24 protein-coding genes and 1 pseudogene are annotated in these 22,046 nt (G+C 62.4%); 17 read left to right on the top strand and 8 right to left on the bottom strand.

The window, feature by feature from the left end:
• Nucleotides 1-36: 36 nt before the first annotated feature.
• Together BLV09_RS01370 and BLV09_RS01365 are read right to left on the bottom strand one after the other, a co-directional pair.
• Entirely contained in the window at nt 37-276 is a 240-nt protein-coding gene (locus tag BLV09_RS01370) for a hypothetical protein (protein WP_146686060.1), read from the bottom strand.
• A complete protein-coding gene (locus BLV09_RS01365; protein ID WP_146686059.1) occupies nt 273-452 on the bottom strand; it encodes a hypothetical protein in 180 nt (59 codons plus the stop codon). The genes BLV09_RS01370 and BLV09_RS01365 overlap by 4 nt, the downstream gene beginning before the upstream one ends.
• Before the next feature lie 17 nt (nt 453-469).
• Here BLV09_RS01365 and BLV09_RS01360 point away from each other — a divergent pair, with 17 nt between their 5' ends.
• The 11 genes from BLV09_RS01360 to BLV09_RS01310 all read left to right on the top strand — a co-directional run bounded on the left by BLV09_RS01360 (nt 470) and on the right by BLV09_RS01310 (nt 12,874).
• Nucleotides 470-877 carry a hypothetical protein gene (locus BLV09_RS01360; RefSeq protein WP_146686058.1) on the top strand — a complete coding sequence of 136 codons (408 nt, stop codon included), beginning with the start codon at nt 470-472 and terminating at the stop codon, nt 875-877.
• A 130-nt stretch (nt 878-1,007) separates the two neighbouring features.
• Nucleotides 1,008-1,328, top strand: coding sequence for a hypothetical protein (locus tag BLV09_RS01355; protein ID WP_146686057.1), 321 nt, complete (start codon nt 1,008-1,010; stop codon nt 1,326-1,328).
• 174 nt (nt 1,329-1,502) lie between these two features.
• A complete protein-coding gene (locus BLV09_RS01350) occupies nt 1,503-2,699 on the top strand; it encodes an ABC transporter substrate-binding protein (protein ID WP_146686056.1) in 1,197 nt (398 codons plus the stop codon).
• Between the two features lie 24 nt (nt 2,700-2,723).
• Complete coding sequence (locus BLV09_RS01345) at nt 2,724-3,581, top strand: branched-chain amino acid ABC transporter permease (protein WP_146686055.1); 858 nt, start codon at nt 2,724-2,726, stop codon at nt 3,579-3,581.
• On the top strand, nt 3,581-5,380 hold the full coding sequence (locus tag BLV09_RS01340; protein ID WP_146686054.1) for a branched-chain amino acid ABC transporter ATP-binding protein/permease: 1,800 nt from the start codon (nt 3,581-3,583) through the stop codon (nt 5,378-5,380). The genes BLV09_RS01345 and BLV09_RS01340 overlap by 1 nt, the downstream gene beginning before the upstream one ends.
• A complete protein-coding gene (locus tag BLV09_RS01335; protein ID WP_197685017.1) occupies nt 5,361-6,098 on the top strand; it encodes an ABC transporter ATP-binding protein in 738 nt (245 codons plus the stop codon). The genes BLV09_RS01340 and BLV09_RS01335 overlap by 20 nt, the downstream gene beginning before the upstream one ends.
• A 186-nt stretch (nt 6,099-6,284) precedes the next feature.
• Nucleotides 6,285-7,835 (top strand): ABC transporter substrate-binding protein, encoded by a 1,551-nt coding sequence (locus tag BLV09_RS01330; protein ID WP_146686053.1) that lies wholly within the window; start codon nt 6,285-6,287, stop codon nt 7,833-7,835.
• Nucleotides 7,836-7,866: 31 nt separating this feature from the next.
• Nucleotides 7,867-8,838: an ABC transporter permease gene (locus BLV09_RS01325; protein WP_100382745.1), complete on the top strand. Its 972-nt coding sequence runs from the start codon at nt 7,867-7,869 to the stop codon at nt 8,836-8,838.
• Nucleotides 8,835-9,674: an ABC transporter permease gene (locus BLV09_RS01320; RefSeq protein WP_146686052.1), complete on the top strand. Its 840-nt coding sequence runs from the start codon at nt 8,835-8,837 to the stop codon at nt 9,672-9,674. The genes BLV09_RS01325 and BLV09_RS01320 overlap by 4 nt, the downstream gene beginning before the upstream one ends.
• A 2-nt stretch (nt 9,675-9,676) precedes the next feature.
• On the top strand, nt 9,677-11,299 hold the full coding sequence (locus BLV09_RS01315; RefSeq protein WP_167558584.1) for an ABC transporter ATP-binding protein: 1,623 nt from the start codon (nt 9,677-9,679) through the stop codon (nt 11,297-11,299).
• Nucleotides 11,300-11,683: 384 nt separating this feature from the next.
• Nucleotides 11,684-12,874 (top strand): GNAT family N-acetyltransferase, encoded by a 1,191-nt coding sequence (locus BLV09_RS01310; RefSeq protein WP_146686050.1) that lies wholly within the window; start codon nt 11,684-11,686, stop codon nt 12,872-12,874.
• Nucleotides 12,875-12,905: 31 nt separating this feature from the next.
• Here BLV09_RS01310 and BLV09_RS01305 read toward each other — a convergent pair whose 3' ends face one another.
• From BLV09_RS01305 to BLV09_RS01295, 3 genes are all read right to left on the bottom strand, one after another.
• Nucleotides 12,906-13,544, bottom strand: a complete 639-nt coding sequence (locus BLV09_RS01305) for an NIPSNAP family protein (RefSeq protein ID WP_146690942.1) — start codon at nt 13,542-13,544, stop codon at nt 12,906-12,908.
• Between the two features lie 87 nt (nt 13,545-13,631).
• Nucleotides 13,632-14,297 (bottom strand): DsbA family oxidoreductase, encoded by a 666-nt coding sequence (locus BLV09_RS01300; RefSeq protein ID WP_146686049.1) that lies wholly within the window; start codon nt 14,295-14,297, stop codon nt 13,632-13,634.
• A 59-nt stretch (nt 14,298-14,356) separates the two neighbouring features.
• A complete protein-coding gene (locus BLV09_RS01295; RefSeq protein WP_146686048.1) occupies nt 14,357-15,178 on the bottom strand; it encodes a helix-turn-helix domain-containing protein in 822 nt (273 codons plus the stop codon).
• Nucleotides 15,179-15,272: 94 nt separating this feature from the next.
• On the opposite strand from BLV09_RS01295, the gene BLV09_RS01290 reads away from it, so the two are divergent.
• Nucleotides 15,273-15,518, top strand: a complete 246-nt coding sequence (locus BLV09_RS01290; RefSeq protein ID WP_100382748.1) for a hypothetical protein — start codon at nt 15,273-15,275, stop codon at nt 15,516-15,518.
• Between the two features lie 76 nt (nt 15,519-15,594).
• Here the strand turns inward: BLV09_RS01290 and BLV09_RS01285 are convergent, their stop codons facing one another.
• Both BLV09_RS01285 and BLV09_RS01280 read right to left on the bottom strand, forming a co-directional pair.
• The gene (locus BLV09_RS01285; RefSeq protein WP_100382749.1) at nt 15,595-16,182 is read right to left on the bottom strand and encodes an SET domain-containing protein; all 588 of its coding nucleotides are present in this window, start codon (nt 16,180-16,182) and stop codon (nt 15,595-15,597) included.
• Nucleotides 16,183-16,383: 201 nt separating this feature from the next.
• Nucleotides 16,384-17,139, bottom strand: a complete 756-nt coding sequence (locus tag BLV09_RS01280) for a TetR/AcrR family transcriptional regulator (RefSeq protein ID WP_433994373.1) — start codon at nt 17,137-17,139, stop codon at nt 16,384-16,386.
• A gap of 88 nt (nt 17,140-17,227) precedes the next feature.
• On the opposite strand from BLV09_RS01280, the gene BLV09_RS01275 reads away from it, so the two are divergent.
• From BLV09_RS01275 to BLV09_RS01260, 4 genes are all read left to right on the top strand, one after another.
• The gene (locus BLV09_RS01275; RefSeq protein WP_146686047.1) at nt 17,228-18,634 is read left to right on the top strand and encodes a carotenoid oxygenase family protein; all 1,407 of its coding nucleotides are present in this window, start codon (nt 17,228-17,230) and stop codon (nt 18,632-18,634) included.
• A 260-nt stretch (nt 18,635-18,894) separates the two neighbouring features.
• On the top strand, nt 18,895-19,476 hold the full coding sequence (locus BLV09_RS01270; protein WP_146686046.1) for a hypothetical protein: 582 nt from the start codon (nt 18,895-18,897) through the stop codon (nt 19,474-19,476).
• A 28-nt stretch (nt 19,477-19,504) separates the two neighbouring features.
• Nucleotides 19,505-20,056: an inner membrane-spanning protein YciB gene (locus tag BLV09_RS01265; protein WP_100382751.1), complete on the top strand. Its 552-nt coding sequence runs from the start codon at nt 19,505-19,507 to the stop codon at nt 20,054-20,056.
• Between the two features lie 103 nt (nt 20,057-20,159).
• A complete protein-coding gene (locus BLV09_RS01260) occupies nt 20,160-20,456 on the top strand; it encodes a hypothetical protein (RefSeq protein WP_146686045.1) in 297 nt (98 codons plus the stop codon).
• A 111-nt stretch (nt 20,457-20,567) separates the two neighbouring features.
• Here BLV09_RS01260 and BLV09_RS37795 read toward each other — a convergent pair.
• Nucleotides 20,568-20,801 (bottom strand): annotated as a pseudogene (locus BLV09_RS37795) (phasin family protein); the annotation flags it as partial.
• 700 nt (nt 20,802-21,501) lie between these two features.
• Between BLV09_RS37795 and BLV09_RS01250 the strand changes: the two are divergent.
• The gene (locus BLV09_RS01250; RefSeq protein WP_146686043.1) at nt 21,502-21,990 is read left to right on the top strand and encodes a DUF417 family protein; all 489 of its coding nucleotides are present in this window, start codon (nt 21,502-21,504) and stop codon (nt 21,988-21,990) included.
• Nucleotides 21,991-22,046: the final 56 nt, after the last annotated feature.

Here is a 22,046-nt window from a genome sequence, read left to right as displayed (position 1 = left end):
AACCCCGGCAGAGAGAATTGAAACGTCAGCGCAATCTCAAGGATTTTGTTTCGGCTTCTTCGCAGGATCGGCCGGACGCGCCACACCCCACGGATCATATTTTTCCTTGGGATCGGGTATTCGCTCCAGCGCGGCCTTGTAGGCCTTCTCGTCCACTTTCGGCTTCTGCGCGTCGGTCTTTTTATCGTCGCTCTGATGCCGCTTGCCGCCCATCTGCGCGTAAGCAGGCATCGCGACCAACGTCAATATCGCGGCTGCAACCATGAAGGCCTTCATCGCACGAATCTCCTCGCCGTCGCTTTTTCCTGCCAGCCTGCCTGCGACCAAATGATGGCAAACAAGGGATCGGCCCGCGCAAGGATAATCGTTTCCGTCACCCGTTTCAGCAACTGTTGATGGTCGTTACCGAAAATTAAATTGACCGCCGGATGACTGGCAATTCTAACCGTCATGGGGGATAGACCGGCGGATGCAGCGGATTACTGTTCATATCGTGCTGATGGCAGCCACGGCGCTCGCGCTGGGGGGATGCGGCTTCGCCGATAGCCGCTCGCCGCTGCCGGAGTTCATGCGCGTCAAGGAGAGCGACCCACCACCGCTGGAGCCGCCGCCCGACGTCAAGGAGCTCGTTCGCAACCATCTGGATTCGGTGTTCATGGCCGCGTCAGCCCCGCGCAACGTAGAGGTCTCGCCGGCACGCCACGATCTTCGCGGGCTGGGCTGGACGGCCTGTGTGAAGGCCGAACTGACGTCGGCCAACGGTAAACCGCTTGGCGTCCAGACCTATCGCATCAGCATCAACGAAGGCCTGATTTTCGATCGTCGTCACGTCGAGGAAGAAGATACCTGCCTGTCCGAGAGCTACGAGCCGATCTAGCCGCGACCTGTCAGAAATTATTGGAAATAAAATAGCTGGCACGCGCGATGCGTGAGCGGATATCCTCCGGCTAAGCTGTCGTTTTTTTACGGCGGCGGACCAACCACGGGCGTCCAGCCCTCCGGTTACGATGAGAGTAACTCGCAAGGCTGATCAGGTCAGCGGCCAGCTGCCGCAAGGCCTCGTAATTGCCCTTGGCCCATCGATACTCGATCGCGACGTTCTTTGCCTCGGCGAATCCATAGTCGCGCAGACCGTCGCGAAATGCGGCCAGGTATTTGTCGCAGCCGACCGCAGAGCCGATACCGAGAAGCCCGATGCCGGCATCGGCGATTGCTGCGCGAACGCCGCAAGCGGCCTTGTGGCCGCCATGCTCCCGAGAAAGGTGACAAAGCCGCGGCGTCGCATGGCGCTTCCGGAGGAAGCGCACCAATCGATGGCCGCAACCTAGCATTTACAGCCTGGAGAACCAGCGACAATCGATGCCCAATCGGCTCTGGACAAGGCGTCCACATCAGGCTCAAATTTGATTCAGCGGATTGGTTCGACCGGAAGGCCGAAGACGACCGCAACGAGCGCCCGCGGCAACGACGGGCGCCGAAAAACATAAATCCGGGAGGAATTGATGGCCGTTTCACGTCGTGACGTTTTGTTGGGCAGCGCCGGTGCACTCGGTGCCGCGACGTTTTCATTTCCAAAACCAGCTTTTGCCCAGTCGGAGCCGATCAAGATCGGCTTCCTCGCCGCCATGACCGGACCGAGTTCGGCCCCGACCATCGGCTTCAATCGCGGCGTCGTCTTCGCGGTCGACGCCATCAACGCCGCCGGCGGCGTCAAGGGCCGCAAGATCGAAGTCATCACCCGCGACACCCAGGGCGATCCCACCAAGGCCGTCAATGCCACGCAGGAAATGATCAGCCAGCTCAAGGTCCACGGCATCTGGGGCCCGCTCAATTCGGGCGAGGCGCTCGCCACCACGCCGATCATGGCGCGGGCCAAGATGCCGGATATCCATCCTTGCGTGGTGGAAAGCCTGATCGACACCACCAAGTTTCCGAACGCATTCCGCATGGCGCCGTCCAACAGCCAATGGGACGATGCCGTGCGCAACTACTGCCTCAATATCCTCAAGGTGAAAAAGATCGCGGTGTTCGGCGATACCACGGGTTACGGCGTCACCGCGGTCGGCGCATCGGTGGCTGCGTTCAAGAAGGACGGCGCCGAGGTGGTCTATCAGGCCAATATCGACGCGACCCAGCCCGATATGACCCCCGACATGCTGCGCGCCAAGAACGCGGGCGCCGAGGTCATCGTGGTGTGGAGCGTCGCGACCGGCATGGAAGCGCGGATGTTCAACACCCGCGCCGTCATGAACTGGGACATCTCGTTTGTCGGCCATCCGTCGCTGGCGTCGGGTGACATCGCGGGTCTGATCGAGAAACCCGCCAATTGGGAAAAGGTCTATGCCGTCGGCTACAAGAGCTGCAGCTACGACGCATCGGGTAAATTGCCGGCGAAAAGCCAGGATCTGGTCGATCGCCTGACCAAGGCCAAGGTCGCGCTCAACGATTCCCTGCTCTGGTGGGTCGCAGGCGGAATCGATGCGATCGAATTGTTCGCCAAGGCCGTCGAAAGCAGCGGATCCACCGACAGCGCCGGCATCATCGCCTACTTGAATTCGCTGACGAAATATCCCGGCTATTTCGGCGATTACACGTTTACGCCGACCCAGCATAACGGTTACCCGACCGACGAGATCGTGATGTCGGCGGCCAACTCCGCCAAGAGCGGCACCTTCGCGCTGGCACCTGGCTACACTTAAGCGATACCGCGGAGAGCGCCGCCCATGCTCGCCTCGATTATTGCATCTGGTCTCGCGTCGGGCGCGATCTACGCGCTCGTCGGCGTCACCTACAACACGATGTTCTCGACCTCCCGGGTGATGAGCTTCACCTCGGGTCAACTCGCCATGCTCGGCGGCGTATTCGGGTCGATGTTCACGCTCAAATTGGGGATGCCCATCTTTGCCGGCTTCCTGCTGACGCTGCTCGCCTGCGCCGTGATCGGGATCATCACCGAATTCGTCGCGGTGCGGCCGGTGCTGAAAAACCTCGACCAGCACCTCTATGTGCTGTCGACGCTGGCGCTGGCTTTGATGATCCAGCAGGTGGCGGCGATCAAATGGGGCACCGAGCCGCAGCCGTTTCCGCGCCTGATCGGATGGGGCAGCGGCGTTTGGGACGAGAAATTCTGGCTGCCGGTGGTCGCCTGCGCACTCACGATCATTGGCCTCGAATATCTTTATCGCCGTACATTGGTGGGCCGCGCCTTTCTCGCGATCGCCGAGGATAATTTTGCTGCACGCGCCCTCGGCCTGCCCGAGCGTAATCTGCGGATCGCGAGCTACGCGCTTGCCGGCGTCATCGGCGGCATCGCCGGATTTTCCGGCGGCGAATTGCTGCTGGCGTTCTTCGCCAACGGCGCGCTGCTGAACTTCTACGGCTTCGTGCCGGTGGCGCTTGGCGGCCTCGGCAACAACCGCGGCGCCGTCATCGGCGGGCTGGCGCTCGGCCTGTTCCAGCAGGCCGCCAATTTCCTGGTCGGAGGCATCTTCTCGTCGGTTGCCGTATTCACCCTGTTCATTGTTGTGCTGCTGGCGGCGCCGCAAGGCCTGTTCGGCTCGGCCACGGCGCGGAGGGTGTGATGACCGCTGTCACCACCTCTCCCGCACGCAGCGAAGTCAGTGCCTCACGTTCTCTCCTGCCGCAGCTTGCGCCATTTATCGGCGTGTTCGCGGTCGCAATGCTCCTGCCCTTCGTCAGCAATGACTACTGGGCGCTGATCGGCACCCGCGCCGCGATCTATTGGGTGCTGGTCGCCGGCCTCAATCTCGTCGTTGGATTCGCCGGCCACCTCGCTATCGGCTATGTCGCGCTGCTGACGCTTGGCGCCTACACCACCAGCGTGCTGGTCGCCGGCAACGTCCTGCCGGCGCTGCCGGTGTTCGCAGCCTTGCCGATCGCGGCCTGCGTCGGCGCGGCATTCGGCGTGATCGTCGGCTTGCCGGCGTTGCGGCTGCGCACATTCTATTTCGCGATGTCGACGCTCGGCTTCGCCACCATCGTTACCCAGATTGCGCTGGCCTGGCAGAGCGTCACCGGCGGCGGCATCGGTATCGCCGGCCCCGAGTTTCCCGAACCCTTCAATACCGCGTGGGGCTATTACTACCTCTGCATCGCGTTCGCGGCTGTCGCGACCTGGATCAGCGCCAACGTCGCTCACAGCCGTTTCGGCCGCGCCCTGATCGCGGTCCGTGACGCCGAAGTCGCGGCCGAAGCCACCGGCATTTCCAAGCCGCGGATGCTGATCGCGATCTTTCTGCTGGCCGGCGCATTGGCGGCCGTTGCGGGTGGATTGTTCGCCAGCCTGCAGACCTACATCACGCCGGATGCCTTCACCTTCGATCTCTCGGTGCTGTTCTTCATTGCGATCCTGATCGGCGGCCGCGGCTCGATCCTCGGGCCGATGCTCGGCACCATCATCCTCACCATCCTGCCGGAAATCGCAGCCCCTTTGGCGGCGTGGTCGACCTTCCTTTACGCCATCCTGCTGCTGGTGATCGTGCTGGCGATGCCCGGCGGCATCGCCGCCCTGTTGGACTTCCGCAACCGCCGCCCGCTCGCCAGCAACCGCGCCATCGTGCCGCGCCCGGCGGCGCTCGGCGATATCATGCGCAAGAGCGCCGGCGGCCGGCCGCTCAGCCTGCGCGGCATTGCGCTCAGCTTCGGCAATGTTCGCGCCATCGATGGCCTCGATCTCGACGTAGCACCCGGACGGATTCACGGCCTGATCGGCCCCAATGGCAGCGGCAAGACCACGACGCTGAACGTGATCTCCGGCTACTACGCCGCCAAGGGCGGCACGATGAAACTGGGAGACGATGTGCTGCCGCCGGGCATGCCGGCCCTGCGGGCCCGCAAGGGCATCGCGCGCACCTTCCAGACGCCACGGGTGATCGGCGAGGCCTCGGTGCTGCAGAACGTGATGATCGGCGGCACCATCGAGGGACAGGCGACGTTCGTCGAGGCGATGTTGTCGCTGCCGCGCAATCGCCGCGACGAGCGCATGCTGGCGGCGAAAGCCCAGGGCATGCTCGGCGTGGTCGGGCTGGAAGCGCTGGCCGACATCCGCGCCGATCGTTTGCAGCACAGCGAATTGCGCTTCATCGAGATCGCGCGTGCGCTGATGCTCGATCCTGATTTCCTGCTGCTCGACGAACCCGCCGCCGGTCTCTCCGGCGACGAGATCGAGCGGCTGGCCGGACTGATCAAGGCGATCAGCGCCCGCGGCACCGGCGTGCTGCTGGTGGAGCATCATGCGGATTTGATCTTCGCGATTTGCGATGAGATCACCGTGCTCAATCTCGGCCGCATCCTCGCGGCCGGAACGGCGGCCGAAATCCGTACCCACAAGGAGGTGGTCAGTGCTTACCTCGGCGCCTGAACCCCTGCTTGCCGTCGCGGCCCTTGAGTCCGGCTACGGCAAGATCCGTGTGCTGCACGGAATCGATTTCAGCATGTCCTCGGGCGAAGTGGTGGCGCTGCTCGGCCCCAATGGCGCCGGCAAGAGCACCATGTTGCGCGCGCTGTCAGGGTTGCTTCCGGTCAATGCGGGATATGTTCGTTTCGGCGGCCGCGACATCACCAACGCCACGCCGCGCGAGACGGCGCGCGCCGGCCTCGTGCATGTCATCGAAGGTCACCGCGTGTTCACCCAGATTTCCGTCACCGACAATCTCCTGCTCGCAGGCTACGACCTGCCGCGCGGCGAACGCGCGGCGCGGGTCGAGGAAGCGCTGTCGTTCTTCCCGGAGATCGCCGAGAAGCGCCATGAGCGCGGTGGCGCGCTGAGCGGCGGTCAGCAGCAGATGCTGACGGTGGCGCAGGGGCTGGTGCGGCGCCCTCGCCTGTTGATGCTCGACGAACCCTCGGCCGGCCTCTCGCCCGTGCTGGTCGATCGCGTACTCAACGTGATCGGGCAATTGCGCAAGCAAGGCACCGCCGTGCTGCTGGTCGAACAGCTCCTGGAAAAGGCACTTGCCACCGCCGACCGTGTCTACGCGCTGGTGCAAGGGCACATCGTTCTGGAAGCGCTGACCAGCGAGAGCAACCTGCCGCAGCGGCTCGAACGGGCCTATTTCGGCCATCTCGCGCCGGCATAGGAAGACGCGCAGTACACTGTCTATTTTTTAGTCATTTGCTGTCGAGACTTTCGTCTTGCGACCATGATTGACGTCATGTGAGCATCTTTTCCCAAGCGGATTTCGATCGGCCTGAAGCCATTGTTATCTCGCGGAAAATTGATCGCCGTTCCCGCGTTGGGTCAGGCCAGCCGAAAGACGTCAGTGATGCTGAAGAAAATCGTGATGGGTATCGCTCTGGCCTGCTGCCTGAGTGCAGCGGCGAGCGCGCAAGCGCCGAAGATGGGCGGCACCATCAACGCGGTGATCCAGCCCGAACCGCCCGGCCTCAATCTCGCGATGATCCAGAACGGCCCGACGCAAATGGTTTCGGGCAACATCTTCGAAGGCCTGCTGCGTTACAGCCCGAAACTGGAGCCGCTGCCAGGGTTGGCCGAAAGCTGGACCATCAGCGACGACGCCAAGGTCTATACGTTCAAGCTCAAGCCGGGCGTCACCTGGCACGACGGCAAGCCATTCACCTCCGCCGACGTGTTGTTCTCGGTCGACATGCTCAAGCAGACCCATGCGCGCGCACGGGGCAATCTGGCCCAGGTCGAAAAGGTCGAAGCGCCCGACGATCTCACCGTCGTGTTCACGCTGAAGCAGCCGTTCGGGCCGTTCATCGGCATCTTCGAGGTTGGCTCGTTCCCGATCATGCCGAAGCATTTGTATGAGGGCACCGACTACAAGACCAATCCCTACAACAATGCACCCATCGGCACCGGCCCGTTCATGTTCAAGGAATGGCAGAAGGGCTCGTTCATCCATCTCGTCAAGAACCCGAGCTACCACGAGAAGGGCAAGCCCTACATTGACGACATCTATTGGCAGGTGATCCCGGATGCCGCCGCCCGCTCGGTAGCGTTCGAGACCGGCAAGGTCGACGTGCTGCCCGGCGGCTCGGTCGAAAACTTCGACGTGCCGCGCCTGAGCAAATTGAAGGATACTTGCGTCACCGGCGCCGGCTGGGAGTTTTTCAGCCCGCTGGCGTGGCTGTGGCTCAACAACCGCTCCGGCCCGACCGCGAACAAGAAGATCCGGCAGGCGATCATGTACGCGATCGACCGCGACTTCGCCAAGGACGTGATCTGGAACGGCCTCGGCAAGGTCGCGACTGGCCCGTCGGCCTCGACCATCAAGTTCTATACCGATGACGTGCCGAAATACCCCTTCGATCCCGCCAAGGCCAAGGCCCTGCTCAAGGAAGCCGGCTACAATGGCGAGAAGATCCGCCTGATGCCGCTACCCTATGGCGAAACCTGGCAGCGCTGGGGCGAAGCCGTGAAGCAGAATCTTCAGGACGTCGGCCTCAACATCGAAACCGTTGCCACCGATGTGCCCGGATCGAACCAGAAGATCGGCGATTGGGACTACGATATCGCCTTCAGCTATCTCTATCAGTACGGCGATCCCGCGCTCGGCGTTGCCCGCAACTACATCTCGAGCCAGATCGCCAAGGGTCAAGTGTTCAATAACGTCGAGGGCTACTCCAATCCGGAGATCGACAAACTGTTCGCCGAGGGCGCGAACGCCACGCCGGATTCCAAGCGCCAGGAAATTTACGAAAAGATGCAGAAGATCCTGGCCGAGGACGTGCCGGTGGCCTGGATGCTGGAGCTGCAGTTTCCGACCATCACCCACTGCAAGATCAAGAATCTCATCACCACCGCGATCGGCGTCAATGACGGCTTCCGCGACGCGTGGATCGACAAGTGAGATCACCGTGACGCGGCAGCGGTAGCATCCGATGCTGTCATTCGTCGCCCAGCGGATCGTGAAAGGCGTGATCGTCCTGCTCGCGATCATCGTGCTGAACTTTTTCCTGATCCGGCTCGCACCGGGCGATCCGGCCTCGGTGATGGCGGGCGAAGCCGGCGCGTCGGACCCGGTATTCGTGGCCCAACTGCGCGAAAAGTTCGGCCTCGACCGGCCGTTGCCTGAACAGCTCCTGATTTACGTCAAAGGCATCCTCCGCTTCGATCTCGGCTATTCCTTTCGCCAACAGGCGCCCGTCTCCAGGCTGATCATGGAACGGCTGCCCGCGACACTACTGCTGACGATGACCGCGTTCGCGATCTCGCTCGTGCTCGGCATCTTCTTTGGCGCGCTGGCGGCGCGCTGGGCCGGAACCTGGGCCGACACCGCCATTACCGTGGTGGCGCTGATCTTCTACGCCACGCCACTGTTCTGGATCGCGCTGATCGCCATCCTGCTGTTTTCCGTCCAGCTGGATTGGCTCCCTAGCTTTGGCTACGAGACGGTCGGTGCGAATTATACCGGCATGGCCCATGCGCTCGATGTCGGCGCGCATCTGATCATGCCGGCGACGACCATCGGCCTGTTCTTCATGGCGACCTATACCCGCATGACCCGCGCCTCCATGCTGGAGGTGAAGCGGCTCGATTTCATCAAGACCGCGCGTGCCAAGGGGCTCAAGGCGAATGTGATCCAGCGCCGTCACGTGCTGCGCAACGCGCTGCTGCCGGTGGTCACGCTCGCCGGTTTGCACACCGGCACCCTGATCGGCGGCGCCGTGCTCACCGAAACCGTGTTCGCCTGGCCCGGCATCGGCCGGCTGATGTACGAGGCCCTGCTCCAGCGCGACTATAATCTGCTGCTGGGCGTCTTCGTGGTCTGCTCGGCGATGGTGCTGATCTTCAACCTGGTCACCGATCTGGTCTACCGCATCGTCGACCCCCGGATTGAATTCGCGGCATGAAGCAGTTCCTGAAACATCTGCTGCGCAATCCCAGCGGCCTGATCGGCTTGATCATCCTGGTGATCGCCGTCGCGATCGCCGTATTCGGGCCGCTGATTTTTCCGAACTCGCCGTGGCGCATGGTGCAGCGGCCGTTCCTGCCGCCGTTCACCCTGTCGACGGTGCCGCTCGGCACCGACGCGCTTGGACGTGACGTCTTTGCCGGCATCATTTTTGGCGCACGCGTCTCGCTGCTGGTCGGTCTCGTCTCCACGCTGGTTGCGCTTGCGGTCGGCGTTCCCCTCGGCGCGATCGCCGGCTATTTCGGCGGCCGCATCGATGACGCGCTGATGCGCTTTACGGAGTTCTTCCAGACCATCCCGAGCTTCGCGCTCGCGATCGTGCTGGTCGCGATCCTGCAGCCCTCGATCTATTCAATCGTCGCCTCCATCGCGATCGTGAGCTGGCCGCCGGTGGCGCGGCTGGTGCGGGGCGAGGTGCTGTCGTTGCGCACCCGCGAATATGTCCAGGCCGCGATCGTGACCGGCCAGACCAATAGCTGGATCATCTGGCGCGAAATCCTGCCCAATGCGTTGTCGCCTGTAATTGTGCTGGCATCGCTGATGGTGGCGACCGCGATCCTGCTGGAATCCTCGCTGTCGTTCCTCGGTCTCGGCGACCCCAATTTGATCTCGTGGGGCTACATGGTCGGCGCCGGCCGCACCGTGATCCGGCAGGCGTGGTGGATCACGGTATTTCCGGGCATCGCGATCCTGATCTCGGTACTCGGCCTCAATTTGATCGGCGAAGGCCTCAACGACGCGCTCAATCCGCGGCTTGCCCGCGATGGGCGCTGACAATGTCCGGTGATCCCGCCGTTGCGATCAAGGATTTGAGGATCGCACTGCCGCCTGGCGGCGAACGGACTCACGCGGTCGACGGGGTTTCATTCGATCTGGTGGCCGGTGAAATCGTCTGCGTGGTCGGCGAATCCGGTTCCGGCAAGTCGATGAGCGCGCACGCTTTGATGGGGCTGCTTCCGGAACGCGTCCGCACCGAAAGCGGCGAGATCGCCTTTGAGGGCAAGAACCTGCTCGCACTCGACGAAGACGGCTGGCGCGATCTGCGCGGCCGCCGCATCGCGATGGTATTTCAGGAGCCGATGACGGCGCTTAATCCCTTGATGCGGATCGGCGACCAGATGACGGAAATGTACGAAGCGCATGGCTTGCTGACGCCGAGCGAACGCCGGCAAAAGGTGCTGGCGCTCGCACGCGAAGTCGGGCTTCCCGATCCCGAGCGCATCGTGCGCGCTTATCCGCATCAATTATCCGGCGGACAGCGCCAGCGCGCCATGATCGCGATGGCGCTGGCGCTGGAGCCCGCGGTGCTGGTGGCGGATGAGCCGACCACCGCGCTCGACGTCACCACCCAGGCACAGATCCTCAAGCTGATCCGTGACCTGCAGCGCAGCCGCAACATGGCTGTGATGTTCATCACGCACGATTTTGGCGTCGTCGCCGATATCGCCGATCGCGTCGTGGTGCTGCGGCACGGACAGATCGTCGAGCAAGGCAGCGCGGAAGCGGTGCTGACCCGCCCGCAGCATCCCTATACCAGGGCACTACTTGCCGCAGTCCCGTCGATCACGCCGCCGCAGCGGGCGCCACTGGCCGATCGCAACAGGGTTGTCGACGTGATCGGTCTCGACAAGACCTATGTGACGGCGGGCGGCTGGTTCAAGCCGGATCGCAGGGTCGAGGCCGCGAAAGGCGTAAACTTCTCCATCCTTCACGGCGAGACGCTGGGCCTCGTCGGCGAATCCGGCTCCGGCAAATCATCCGTGGCGCGGCTGGTGATGCGGCTGATCGATGCCGACCGCGGCACCATCCGGATCGGCGACGTCGACCTCACCCGACTCGACAGCAAGGCGCTGCGCGACCAGCGCCGCCGCATCCAGATGATCTTTCAGGATCCGTTTGCCTCGCTCAATCCGCGCCGCAAAGTCGGGCAAATCATCAGCGACGGGCCAATCGCCCATGGCGCCAATCCGACGCAAGCGAAGACGCGCGCGCGCGATCTTCTCGGGCTGGTCGGTCTCGATGCCGGCGCGATGGAACGCTATCCGCACGAATTCTCCGGCGGCCAGCGCCAGCGCATCGGAATCGCGCGCGCCCTCGCCCTCGATCCCGAGATCATTGTCGCTGACGAAGCCGTCTCGGCGCTCGATGTCTCCGTCCAGGCGCAGGTACTCAACCTGCTGGAAGACCTGAAGACCCGGCTCGGACTTTCGATGCTGTTCATCACCCACGATCTGCGCGTGGCAGCGCAGATCTGCGACCGCATCGCGGTCATGCAGCGGGGCGAGATCGTCGAGTTGAAGCCCACGGCCGCGTTGTTTGCCGCGCCCGAACACCCCTACACGCGAGAGCTGCTGGCGGCCGTGCCCGGTCAAAAGAACCCAGCGCCATTGCCGGCCTGAACGCGCGGGCAAAATTCTTTCTCTCTGTTTCTGAGCGCGATTCCGCAATCCACGGATACCGAGAACGGGTGGCTTCGGCTTCATGAATCACGCGGATACGCGTGACGCATGTTGCCCATTGGAAGCAATTGCTCCCGGTCTCCCCTGCACCCTGCACCTTAGCCGCTTCACAGGGTATATCGTTGTCTAGGTGCAGACCGACGCAAAGGCCGCGCCGCAATGACGCGGCGATTAACGACCGGTTAATTCGACCGCTCAAATTGAAGCCCCGCGCCAACGGTATTTTCCAATCTTTCCGCTAGCATTTTTCTTGTTAGCGCGATGGGGAAAGCAGCGCCGGAGGGGCGCCATCCGTCTTCCATGGCGAAGCAGGGATATGGGGACGTGGCCGAGATTGCGGATACAGCGGTTCGTCGTGCATCGATAAAAGATGCCACGGACAAGCGCGCCCGCAGCAACGCGCTCACCCCGCTCGAAGGCATTGCCGCGAACAAATGGCGCGAACTTGCCGAACGTGCCGTCGAGCCGAACGGCTATTATCTCCCCGAATGGGAATTGGCGGTCAACGCCCTCGTGCCCGGGCGCACCGATGCTTCCGCGCTCGCAGCCTGGAGCGACGCGCGGTCTACCCGGCTCGTCGGCCTGATGCCCGTCGTCTCGTTGTGGCGCGCCTACAAGGTCCCGCTGCCCGCGCTGGTCAGCGCGCATCCCTACGGCACGCTGTGCACGCCGCCGCTCGATCGCGACCTGGCCGACGATGCCGTAACGCAACTGATGCAGCAGGCCCGAAAAGCCGGCGCCCATGCACTGATCCTGCGCGACATGTCGCTGGACGGCGCGGCCATGAAGGCGTTTGCGAAGGTGCTGCAGCGCAGCGGCCTGCGGCCACAAATATTGCAATCCAATTCGCGCGCCTGCCTCGACGCCACCCGCGATGCCGACGAATTGCTGCGTGACGCGCTCGGCGCCAAGAAGCTGAAGGAATTGCGCCGCCTGCGTCAGCGCCTGGCCGAGCACGGCGCCGTCCGTTTCGACGTCGCGCGCACGCCGGATGACGTGGCCGCAGCGATCGAGATCTTCCTGGCGCTGGAGGCCAGCGGCTGGAAAGGCGCGCGCGGCACCGCGCTGGCGCAAAACGATGGCGATGCCAGCTTTATCCGTCGTGCAACGACCGCGCTTGCCGCGACCAGCCAATGCGAGATCGTGACGTTGCGTGCGGGCGTTACGCCGATCGCTGCGGGAATCGTGCTGCGGCATCAGGATCGCGCATTTTACTTCAAGATCGGCATCGACGAGCGCTTTGCAAAATTCTCGCCCGGGGTGCAGCTCACGCTGGATCTGACCCGGCATCTCTGCACCGACCCTGGGATCGCAACCGCCGACTCCACGGCCAGTCCCGATCATCCCATGATCAATCCGATCTGGCGCGGGCGCCTGGCGATTGGCGACGTGCTGATCCCGCTGCGGTCAGGTGATCCCGCGGTGTTGCTGATTCACGCGGCGCTGATGTCACGCCAGTTCGCCTTTGAGCTGGCGCGGCGCGGCGTCCGTTTCATCCGCGCTTGGCGGCGCTGAATCGCGCCCCCTCACATCGTTTTCAGCGGCCTCACTTCAACGGCGAATGCGGCGCAGGCAGCATGATGGTCGAGTGCATCTCTTCGAGCAGCGGCCCGCTTTTTCCGAGGAACTCCTTCCACGCCGGATCTTTAACGGCGTTTGCGCGGGCTTCCGCGCGAGCGTTCAAGTCGGGATACGCCCAGATGTGGCAGACTTCGTTCGGCTGGCCTGCCTCGGTCTGCCAGAGGCCGACAATTTTGGAATATTTCTCGCGAGCAGGCAATGCGCCGGTAAACGCATCGAGCCACTGCTTGACGGCGCCGCCGGTCTTGGCGCGATAATTGCGGAGCTCGTAGATGTTGCCGGTGGATGCCGGGGCAACAGGCGCTTTGATCGCGTTGAGCAGGCGAACATCCTGGCGCATCAGTAACGGATAGATCAGCGGTGTGTATTCGTTGTGCCAGCGCGGGTTCGCGGCCAGCTCTGCGCGCAATCTCGCGCGCTCGTTAAAATCGCTGTAGCTCCAGAGATGCATGACCTGATTGAGGGCGCCGATCTCGGTCGACCAGTAACCTTCAAGCTTGCCGTAGTCATTGCCACGGATCTCGCGCGACACCGTGCTCGCCGCTTTGACCATGTCGCCGAGGGTGCCGGGCTTCACGGTGTAGGTTCTCAACTCATAGATCATGACGTTTCCCCCAATTTTTTGATGTCCAAAATTCTTAACGTCAATGCCCGGCACAACGCCGGGCATTGCGAACCGGGATACAGCGCCCTACTCGGCCGCCTGCGCGTTCACTTCGTCCGAGACCTGCCGGATGGCACGGGCAAGCTGTTCGGCCGGCTGCGCACCGGACACTGCGTATTTCTGCGCGAACACGTAGGTCGGCACGCCGGAGATGCCCTTGTCAGCGGCTTCCTGCGCCTGCCCCGAAATCAGCGCCACGTCCTCGTCGGTCGCGAGACGCTTGCGCACGTCGTCGGCATCGAGCCCGCAATCGGCAGCGGCCTGGACCAGCACGTTGGTATCGGTGAGATCGCCGCCATCCCGGAAATACAATTCCATCAGCCGCTGTTTCATTTCGGCGGCCTTGCCCTTCGCCTCGGCCCAATGGATCAGCCGGTGGCAATCGATCGTGTTGGGCTGGCGTTTCACGAGGTCCGGCCGGTAGGTCAGCCCCTCCTCCTCAGCGGCCGTCACAACGCGCCCGGCAATGCCCTTGTAGGCCTCGGGCGAGCCGAATTTCGCGGTGAGATATTCGTCGCGGCTGATGCCTTCGCGCGGCACCCATGAATTGAGGAAGAACGGCCGCCAGTGAACCTCTACGGGAACGTCAGGCACCAGCGCCAAGGCATTCTCGATGCGGCGTTTTCCGATGTAGCACCAGGGGCAGACGACGTCGGAAACGATATCGATCTTAAGCGGCTTCAGGGCGCTCATCACGGCCTCCTTGGCAAGGAGACCCAGAAATAGGCGGCAAAAACAGCCCGGGCAAGGAGCTATTTCAGGCTGGCTGCCATCTTCCGCATGCGCTCCGCGGTCAGATCGTCGGCCGGAAAGAACGTCTCGAGCGCGAGTTCCGACAGCGTGATATCGACGGGGGTGCCGAATACCATGGTGGTGGAGAAAAAGCTCAGGACAACACCGTCATGCCGCATCTTGAAAGGGATCGCGACGTTGTCGGCCGAGAGCGGCGCGGAACGCGCCGGGATCGGATAGGCCTTGAGGTCGTGGTAGAGTTTGATCAGTTCAGGATCGGCTGTCGTTTCGCATTGACGGTGCAGCCGCTCCAGCAGATGTCCGCACCATTCGGCGAGATTGACGGTGCGTGCCGCCAGCGCCTCGGGGTGAAAGCTCAGCCGCAGCACATTGAACGGCTGGCCGAGCAGACGTTCCGGAATCCCATCCAACAGCGGCATCACCATGCGGTTTGCCGACACCAGATTCCAGTGCCGGTCGACCGCCAGCGCCGGATTGGGTTCGTGCGCTTTCAGCACGAGGTCGATCGCCGCCCGCACTGATTTCAGTGCGGGATCGTCGAGCGACCGTTGCGGAAACGCCGGCGCAAAACCGGCTGCGACCAGCAGCACGTTGCGCTCGCGCAACGGCACGTCGAGCCGCTCGGCAAGTTTCAGCACCATGTCGCGCGACGGCGCCGCGCGGCCGGTTTCGACAAAACTGAGGTGACGCGCCGATATCTCGGCGTCTCCTGCGAGATCGAGCTGGCTGAGATGGCGGCGCTGCCGCCACTCGCGCAAGTGATCGCCAACATGGACGGGCTGGGTTCGCTCGGTTCGTGCCGTGGCTGGCTGTGCGTTCATGGCGAGAAACCTACCATGCGAATTTCGGCCATTCCATTACGTCCGAGGTAATCGAATTACCGACCGCGCCGGATCATCTCTGGGATCACAGGAGATGATCATGCGCACGACTTCCCGACCCAGTCCCTCCCTTTCAGCCACCGGCACGATTCAGTGGTTGCTCAATCTGGCAACCCGGCTGCTGGCGCGTTCGCTCAACATGCCGGAGCCGCTGGTGCACAACACCGGCGTCTTTGTGTTCGCACAGGTCGTGGCCGTGGAAAACAGCGTCGGCAGGACGCTCTGCCCGATCCGGCTATGGCATCAGTTCCGGAATTGGTCGCGGCGATGGGAGCGCTGATGCCCGCTATGGCTTAACCCGGAAGAAGAAGCGCGTTCACCAGACCAAGCACTCGTAACATGGCGAACCTGGCGGCCTAAATCGAAGCGTGGCCGTTGGCGTTCGCGAGCTTGCCGTTTGCCTTTGCGCCGTTCAGCTTTTTCTTCCGCGGCTGTTTGGCTTTGGTCAGCTTCTCGGCTTTCTTTTGAGCCTTGCGCTCTGCCTTGGCTTTGAGGCGCAGTTTCTCCGCCCTCGCCTCGGCGCGCTTCTTCTTGCGCTTCTTTTCGCAGGCGTCGCATTTGCAGCCGATCGGCTTCAGGTAGGCCTTGAAGTAGTCGGTGCCGTAATCGTAGTTGATCTCCTCGCCCGGCTCGATGTTCTTGATCGCGCGGATCACCACCTTGCGCTTGCGCGGCTTGACGTCGGATTCCGCGTTCGGCTTGCAGGCATGATTGATATAGCGCGCGATGTTTTTGCGCACCGATCCGTCGATGGTCCAGCGGTTGTTGAGCTCGAACAGATATTTGTTCTCGATCGCGTCGTCTTTTTTCTTCTTCGAATCCAGCAGCGGGCCGAAATAGCGGACTATCTTGGCGCCCTTCTTGATCGGTTTGGTGGCGAAGAGGCCAAGTCCGGTGCGGGAACGGCCGACGCGATAGGGCTTATTCTGAGAAATGGCAGGCATGACCAACTGAAATTGACGCGAGTAAACACTCGGGAATGGCGAAGCCGCCGTTTTAAGACGATTCCGCGCCCGTGTCAGGCCTTTCACGCATTTGCCGCGAGCCTTCCCCAGCTTGTGCACGCCGAATTGAGCGCGCGGTTCCAAAAATACCGCGGCATTGGCATGAAATGCGTCTATCGGCGCGGCGATCAGACCTGAGGGTTACGGCGTCGGCCGGCCGATGGTGGATTTGAGCATGGCGTCGAGCAGGGTTTCGGCGTCAGTGCCTGCGGGAAGCCGGCGAAGGATGTCGGAAAGCCGGTCATCGAGCAGCAGCATGGTGAAGCCGTGGACCAGCGACCATGCCCGCGCGATTGCCGCGCCCTGGTCGAGCGACAGCGCCTTCTCTTCGATATGTTCGTGGCGGCTGGCGCCGATCGCACCGGCCAGCCCGGCAAACGAGGCGTTGGCGGCCTCGTGCAACGATGGCCGCGACATATCCAGACGCTCGGTGCGAAACATCAGCCCGTACATCCCAGGATGCGCCTGCGCATAGCCGACGTAAGCTTTCGCCCGGGCCAACGCCCTTTCGAGCGGCAGGCTGGCGGTGGACGCTGCGGCCATCGCGGCGTTGAATTGCCGGAAACCGATCGCGGCGAGTTCGCTGACCAGGCCAGTGAGATCGCCGAAATGATGGGTGGGAGCTGCGTGCGACACCCCGGCCTCACGCGCCACCGCACGCAAGGTCAGCCCCGACAGTCCATCGCGCTCGAGCACCCGCTCGGCCGCCTCCAGCAAGGCGTCGCGCAGCGCGCCATGATGGTAGGAGGAAGATGCGCCGGGGCCGGCAGCCTTGGGGGCCACTCGTTTCCGCGCAACGCCCGGCGCGGCCTTGGCCGGGGCATGCCGGACGCGCACTTTTGGACTTGCGGTTTTCTTCGCAACTTTCTTCGTCATATCGGTGTTATAGGCGGTCATTTTTACACTGTAAAGATTTCGCTTGACGTTCCACTGTTCGCGATTTATTCATCATCTTTACATTGTAAAGATGATGGGAGAGAGCGCCATGCAGCAGGAAATGGTGACCGACAAGGCCCCCGCCAACCGGGCGCCGATACCGATGGAATGCGACGCGCCCTTTCTTAAAGTGCAGGGCGAATTGCCGCGCGAACTCAACGGCACGCTCTACCGCAACGGGCCCAATCCGCAGTTCGAAGCGCCGGGCGCGCACTGGTTCGTCGGCGATGGCATGCTGCACGCCTTCCATCTCGAAGATGGCCGCGCCAGCTATCGCAACCGCTGGGTCCGCACCCCGAAATGGCAGGCCGAACATGATGCCGGGCGCGCATTGTTCGGTGGCTTCGGCCGCAAGCTTGCGGACGCGCCGGCCTTAGCGCTCGCCGACAGCGGCGTTGCCAACACCAATATCGTTTTTCACGCCGGACGCCTGCTCGCGCTGGAGGAAGGCCATCTGCCGACCGAGATCGAACCCGGCACACTGGCGACTCGCGGCTATTGCAATTATGGCGGCGGCATCACCGGGCCATTCACCGCCCATCCCAAGATCGATCCGGTCACCGGCGAGATGGTGTTCTTCGGCTACAACGCCGCCGGGCCGTTTACCCCCACCCTCTCCTTCGGATCCGTCAATGCTTGCGGCGCGGTAACGCGTTTCGATCGCTTTGAAGCACCCTACGCCAGCATGGTGCACGACTTCATCGTGACCGAACATCATCTGCTATTTCCGGTTCTTCCCATCACCGGCAGCCTGGAGCGCGCGAGGCATGGCAAGCCGCCTTACGCCTGGGAGCCGGACAAGGGCGCTTATGTCGGCGTCATGAAGCGCAATGGCTCGGCCCGCGACGTGGTCTGGTTTCGCGCCGAGAACTGCTACGTCTTCCACGTCATGAACGCGTGGGAAGAAGGCAATCGCATCATCGCCGACGTCATGCAGTGCGACGAGGCGCCATTGTTCCCGCATCCCGATGGCTCGCCGACCGACTCGAAAAAGTCGCGCGCGCGGCTATGCCGCTGGACCTTCGATCTCGCCGGCAATACCGATCGCTTCACGCAGACCTATCTCGACGACATCAACGGCGAATTCCCGCGCATCGACGACCGGCGCGCCGGTCTTGCCAGCAACCATGGCTGGTACGCGTGCGCCAACCCGCAACTGCCGGCATCCGAGGCGTTCTCCGGCCTGGTGCATGTCGGTGGCAAGGGGTCGCGCCTTGGGCAATATCTGCTGCCGGCAGGCGATACCATCTCGGAGCCGGTGTTCGTCGCGCGCGGCAATGATGCCGCCGAGGGCGATGGCTGGCTGCTGGCATCGGTCTGGCGCGCGCGTGAAAACCGCAGCGATCTCGCGGTATTCAATGCCACCGACGTCGAAGCCGGCCCCATCGCCCTGGTGCAGCTGGGCCATCGGATGCCCGACGGCTTTCACGGCAATTGGGTAAATGCGGTGAGCTGAGTGCCCAAGCCCTCAACTGCCGTCATTCCGGGGCGCGCACCAGCGCGACCTGGAATCCCGCCCCTTGCCCTGTCTCGGGATTCGCGGCTCATCGTTTCGTGACGCCCGGGAATGACCGGCCAAAGACTCTTCCAAAGACTCTTGCAGGATACCCTTGAGCGAACAGGCATTTTTACACTGTAAAGATTTAACTTGACGTTCCTATTTCCCGGGTCTAGCTTCATCTTTACGATGTAAAGATTAGCCCTGTGAGGCTGGCCATGATGGTTCTCCTGATCCTCGCGCCCTTTGGGGCTTTTGCAGCACTGATGCTGGTGACATCAGCGACCGTAAGCCTGTTCGCGGGAGCCGGTGTCGCGGCAGCGACGATCATTTATGACGTCGCGCGCGGGGCATCGATCAAGATGCTCGCTGTCGGCTCGCTGATCCTGTTCGGCGCGCTTGGCGGCTATATCGCCTTCATCGATTCCAGCTGGAGCAGCCCTGCGGTGCGGCTGGCCGTCGATGGCGGCGTGCTGGCGATGGCGCTCGTGTCGATCGCGATCCGCTTCCCCTTCACGCTGCAATATGCGCGCGAAATCGTCGACAGCGAAACGCGGAAGCTGCCGGGCTTCATGCACGCCAATTACGTGATCACCTGGGCGTGGACCGCAGCGTTCGTGCTGATGGTGCTCACCAATGTCTTGATGATCTATTTGCCGAGCCTGCCGCTGTGGGTCGGATTGGCCATCGCGCTTGCCGCCCGCAATGGCGCCGCCCTTTTCACCAAATGGTACCCGAAGCATCGGCGCGAGATGGCCGCAAAACAGCCCCTCCCCGGCGGCGTGATCTCGGCATCCTGAAGTTCAGCGGCCACCGGAGGGAACGACGATGAACAACGTATTCGCAAAACTGGCGTCCGACTTCTTCTCCACCATTGTGTTCCTTGCGGTGTACCTGATCACGGACAACGTGCTGCTGGCGACCGGCGTCGCCATCGCCGCGTCGGTGGCGCAAGTGATCTACGCCCACGTCAAGGGCGAGCAGCTCGGCTTCATGACCTATGCCAGCCTGGCGCTGGTGATCGTGCTGGGCAGCGCGACGCTGCTGACCAACGATCCGCGCTTCGTGCTGGCCAAGCCCGCGATCGCGCATTTTGCGATCGGCGCGATCATGCTCAAGCGCGGCTGGATGCTGCGCTACATGCCGCAGATCGTGGCTGAAACCATTCCGGAATACGTCACCATCGCGGGCTACGCCTGGGCGGCGCTGATGTTCGCGCTCGGCGCAGGCACCATCGCGGTCGCATGGACCGGCGACCTCAAGCTGTGGGCGCTGTACGTGTCGGTGGTCCTGATCTCGGCGAAGCTTGCAGCCTTCGCCATCCAATATGTCGCGTTTCGCCTTTTGGTGACCAGCCGGATTCGCGCCGCACGCGCCTGATTGCCGCGAGCCCGTTACTTACGCGGCAAGATAGGCTATACCGCCGCCGGAAGCCCTGCCCAGAACCATTCCGGTTCTGCAAGGGAGGCACAGGAGATTTGAGATGGCGGTGGACGGCAACTGGAATATTACCATGAGCACCCCCATGGGCGAGCGCAACGCGACGCTTTCGCTGAAGAACTCGGGCGGCGCGCTGACGGGCACGCAGGTCGCCGATGGTAATTCGGCCGAGATCTTCGACGGCACCGCCAACGGCGACGACCTTGCCTGGAAAGTCTCCATCACCAACCCGATGCCGCTGACGCTGGAATTCACCGGCAAGGTTTCAGGCGACAGCATATCAGGCGAAATGGGCATCGGCCCGATGGGCAGTTTTCCGTTCACGGGAACGCGGGCGTAAGGACGTTCCGTTGTAAGAACGTTCCTTCAAAGGCGTCACGCATCAACATACCCCGGTCGTCATACGCGGGCTTGACCCGCGTATCCATCCGCTTTGAAGAGCGGTTTTGGATCAGCTTGGGCGCGAAGCCTTCCGGGGCCTGAAGATCTGCTTGGCAAGTTCGCCGTAGAGTGCAGAGATCTTTTGCGACTCGGCGACAAAGTTCGCATAGGCCTGCCGTGCATAGTCGGTCTGAACTTCGATCGCCTTGTCGAAAGACCGCACGCCCCTGAGCTTCTCGACAAAGGACCTGTTCTCCTGGAATGATTTCCGGGCGTAGTCCCTGTACGCATTCGCGATGGTTTGAATGTCGACTGGCGAGCTTTGGTCCGCTGGCGCAGTTGGCTCGATGGGCGGGGCATCCACTGCTGCGACTTCCTCGACGGGCGGGGCATCCGCTGCCGCGACTTCATCGATGACAAGCACTTCCGCCGGTTCGACTTCGTCGATCAAGGGCTGCTCCGCCGGAGCGGCCGTGCCGCTCGTGGGGGCATCGTTTGACGCGATCACCGAGCCAATTGGATCTCTATCCCGCGGATCGGGCTTCGGGTTCCGCTGCCGTCCGGGTTTCTGGTCGCGCTGACCCGTCTTGCGGTTGCGCTGGCGCGGCTTATCGCTCGATTTGTCCTGGTGCGTAGTGGACATTGATGAACTCCATCGAATCCCGACATCCAAATCAACTCAGACGTCAAAACTCCGCCATGTTTGCGATGAAATCGCGGTTCTGGCTTGTTCGTTACGCGGCGTTGATGTGGTGAGGCGACGGGAACAGGAGTCGTGAACGTCGCGGCGGTCAAAGCGTCCGACCTGCGAGACGACATCTACCGGCTTCGGTGAGCCGTTATCTGCCGGGCTCGGTTACGAGCCGCCCGTTGGCGGACTGCATCATTGTGAATCACGAAACCGTTGATGCGCGTAACGAAGCTGGCGCGCCTGCGTAGGGCTGTCAGGAACGCGCTTCAAGGCGATAGCCACAATAAGTCTCGTCAGGGAACGGAAGTGATTCATGAAAACATCTTTTTACGTCGCAGAGAAAGGAGCCGGCTCGTATCGTCTTCTGGCCATACTCCGCTGGGTCATGGTCGTGATCTTCGTGTCGTTTGGCATGCAGAAGTTCACGCTGCAGTCGGCTGAAGGCATCGTGCAATTCATAAGCAATAGTCCATTTATTTCCTGGTTATCTGTGTTCGGTTTGAGGGGCGAAGCGTATTTCCTCGGCGTTGTTGAATTTGGCATTGCGGCGCTTCTCGCCGCGGGCGCGTTCAGCCCGATCCTGTCAGCCATCGGTTCGCTGATGGGGGTGCTCACTTTTGCCGTTACATGGTCGTTCTTCTTTACGACGCCGGGCGTGGTCAAATGGAGTCTGTCGACTGATCCGATAGCCTGGAATTTGACCGGCGAGTTTATATTCAAGGACATCGTCTTGCTGTCCGTCTGTGCCGTGTTGTTCCTCGCGTCCCTACCGCAATCTGCCATCCGATCACGCTCCGCTTAGAAAGCGTCGATCCCCTGCGAGCGTGTCAATTGGATCCGTTCTGTCAGCGCGAGTGA

Source organism: Bradyrhizobium canariense (genome assembly GCF_900105125.1).
Lineage (GTDB): Bacteria > Pseudomonadota > Alphaproteobacteria > Rhizobiales > Xanthobacteraceae > Bradyrhizobium > Bradyrhizobium canariense_A.
This window is presented reverse-complemented; position numbering and strand designations above follow the sequence as displayed.

Bases quoted from the DNA above. Each gene is read 5' to 3' on its own strand.
- BLV09_RS01370 (WP_146686060.1), bottom strand. From the start codon at position 276: ATGAAGGCCTTCATGGTTGCAGCCGCGATATTGACGTTGGTCGCGATG.
- BLV09_RS01365 (WP_146686059.1), bottom strand. From the start codon at position 452: ATGACGGTTAGAATTGCCAGTCATCCGGCGGTCAATTTAATTTTCGGT.
- BLV09_RS01360 (WP_146686058.1), top strand. From the start codon at position 470: ATGCAGCGGATTACTGTTCATATCGTGCTGATGGCAGCCACGGCGCTC.
- BLV09_RS01355 (WP_146686057.1), top strand. From the start codon at position 1,008: ATGAGAGTAACTCGCAAGGCTGATCAGGTCAGCGGCCAGCTGCCGCAA.
- BLV09_RS01350 (WP_146686056.1), top strand. From the start codon at position 1,503: ATGGCCGTTTCACGTCGTGACGTTTTGTTGGGCAGCGCCGGTGCACTC.
- BLV09_RS01345 (WP_146686055.1), top strand. From the start codon at position 2,724: ATGCTCGCCTCGATTATTGCATCTGGTCTCGCGTCGGGCGCGATCTAC.
- BLV09_RS01340 (WP_146686054.1), top strand. From the start codon at position 3,581: ATGACCGCTGTCACCACCTCTCCCGCACGCAGCGAAGTCAGTGCCTCA.
- BLV09_RS01330 (WP_146686053.1), top strand. From the start codon at position 6,285: ATGCTGAAGAAAATCGTGATGGGTATCGCTCTGGCCTGCTGCCTGAGT.
- BLV09_RS01325 (WP_100382745.1), top strand. From the start codon at position 7,867: ATGCTGTCATTCGTCGCCCAGCGGATCGTGAAAGGCGTGATCGTCCTG.
- BLV09_RS01320 (WP_146686052.1), top strand. From the start codon at position 8,835: ATGAAGCAGTTCCTGAAACATCTGCTGCGCAATCCCAGCGGCCTGATC.
- BLV09_RS01315 (WP_167558584.1), top strand. From the start codon at position 9,677: ATGTCCGGTGATCCCGCCGTTGCGATCAAGGATTTGAGGATCGCACTG.
- BLV09_RS01305 (WP_146690942.1), bottom strand. From the start codon at position 13,544: ATGATCTATGAGTTGAGAACCTACACCGTGAAGCCCGGCACCCTCGGC.
- BLV09_RS01300 (WP_146686049.1), bottom strand. From the start codon at position 14,297: ATGAGCGCCCTGAAGCCGCTTAAGATCGATATCGTTTCCGACGTCGTC.
- BLV09_RS01295 (WP_146686048.1), bottom strand. From the start codon at position 15,178: ATGAACGCACAGCCAGCCACGGCACGAACCGAGCGAACCCAGCCCGTC.
- BLV09_RS01290 (WP_100382748.1), top strand. From the start codon at position 15,273: ATGATCATGCGCACGACTTCCCGACCCAGTCCCTCCCTTTCAGCCACC.
- BLV09_RS01285 (WP_100382749.1), bottom strand. From the start codon at position 16,182: ATGCCTGCCATTTCTCAGAATAAGCCCTATCGCGTCGGCCGTTCCCGC.
- BLV09_RS01280 (WP_433994373.1), bottom strand. From the start codon at position 17,139: ATGACCGCCTATAACACCGATATGACGAAGAAAGTTGCGAAGAAAACC.
- BLV09_RS01275 (WP_146686047.1), top strand. From the start codon at position 17,228: ATGCAGCAGGAAATGGTGACCGACAAGGCCCCCGCCAACCGGGCGCCG.
- BLV09_RS01270 (WP_146686046.1), top strand. From the start codon at position 18,895: ATGATGGTTCTCCTGATCCTCGCGCCCTTTGGGGCTTTTGCAGCACTG.
- BLV09_RS01265 (WP_100382751.1), top strand. From the start codon at position 19,505: ATGAACAACGTATTCGCAAAACTGGCGTCCGACTTCTTCTCCACCATT.
- BLV09_RS01260 (WP_146686045.1), top strand. From the start codon at position 20,160: ATGGCGGTGGACGGCAACTGGAATATTACCATGAGCACCCCCATGGGC.
- BLV09_RS01250 (WP_146686043.1), top strand. From the start codon at position 21,502: ATGAAAACATCTTTTTACGTCGCAGAGAAAGGAGCCGGCTCGTATCGT.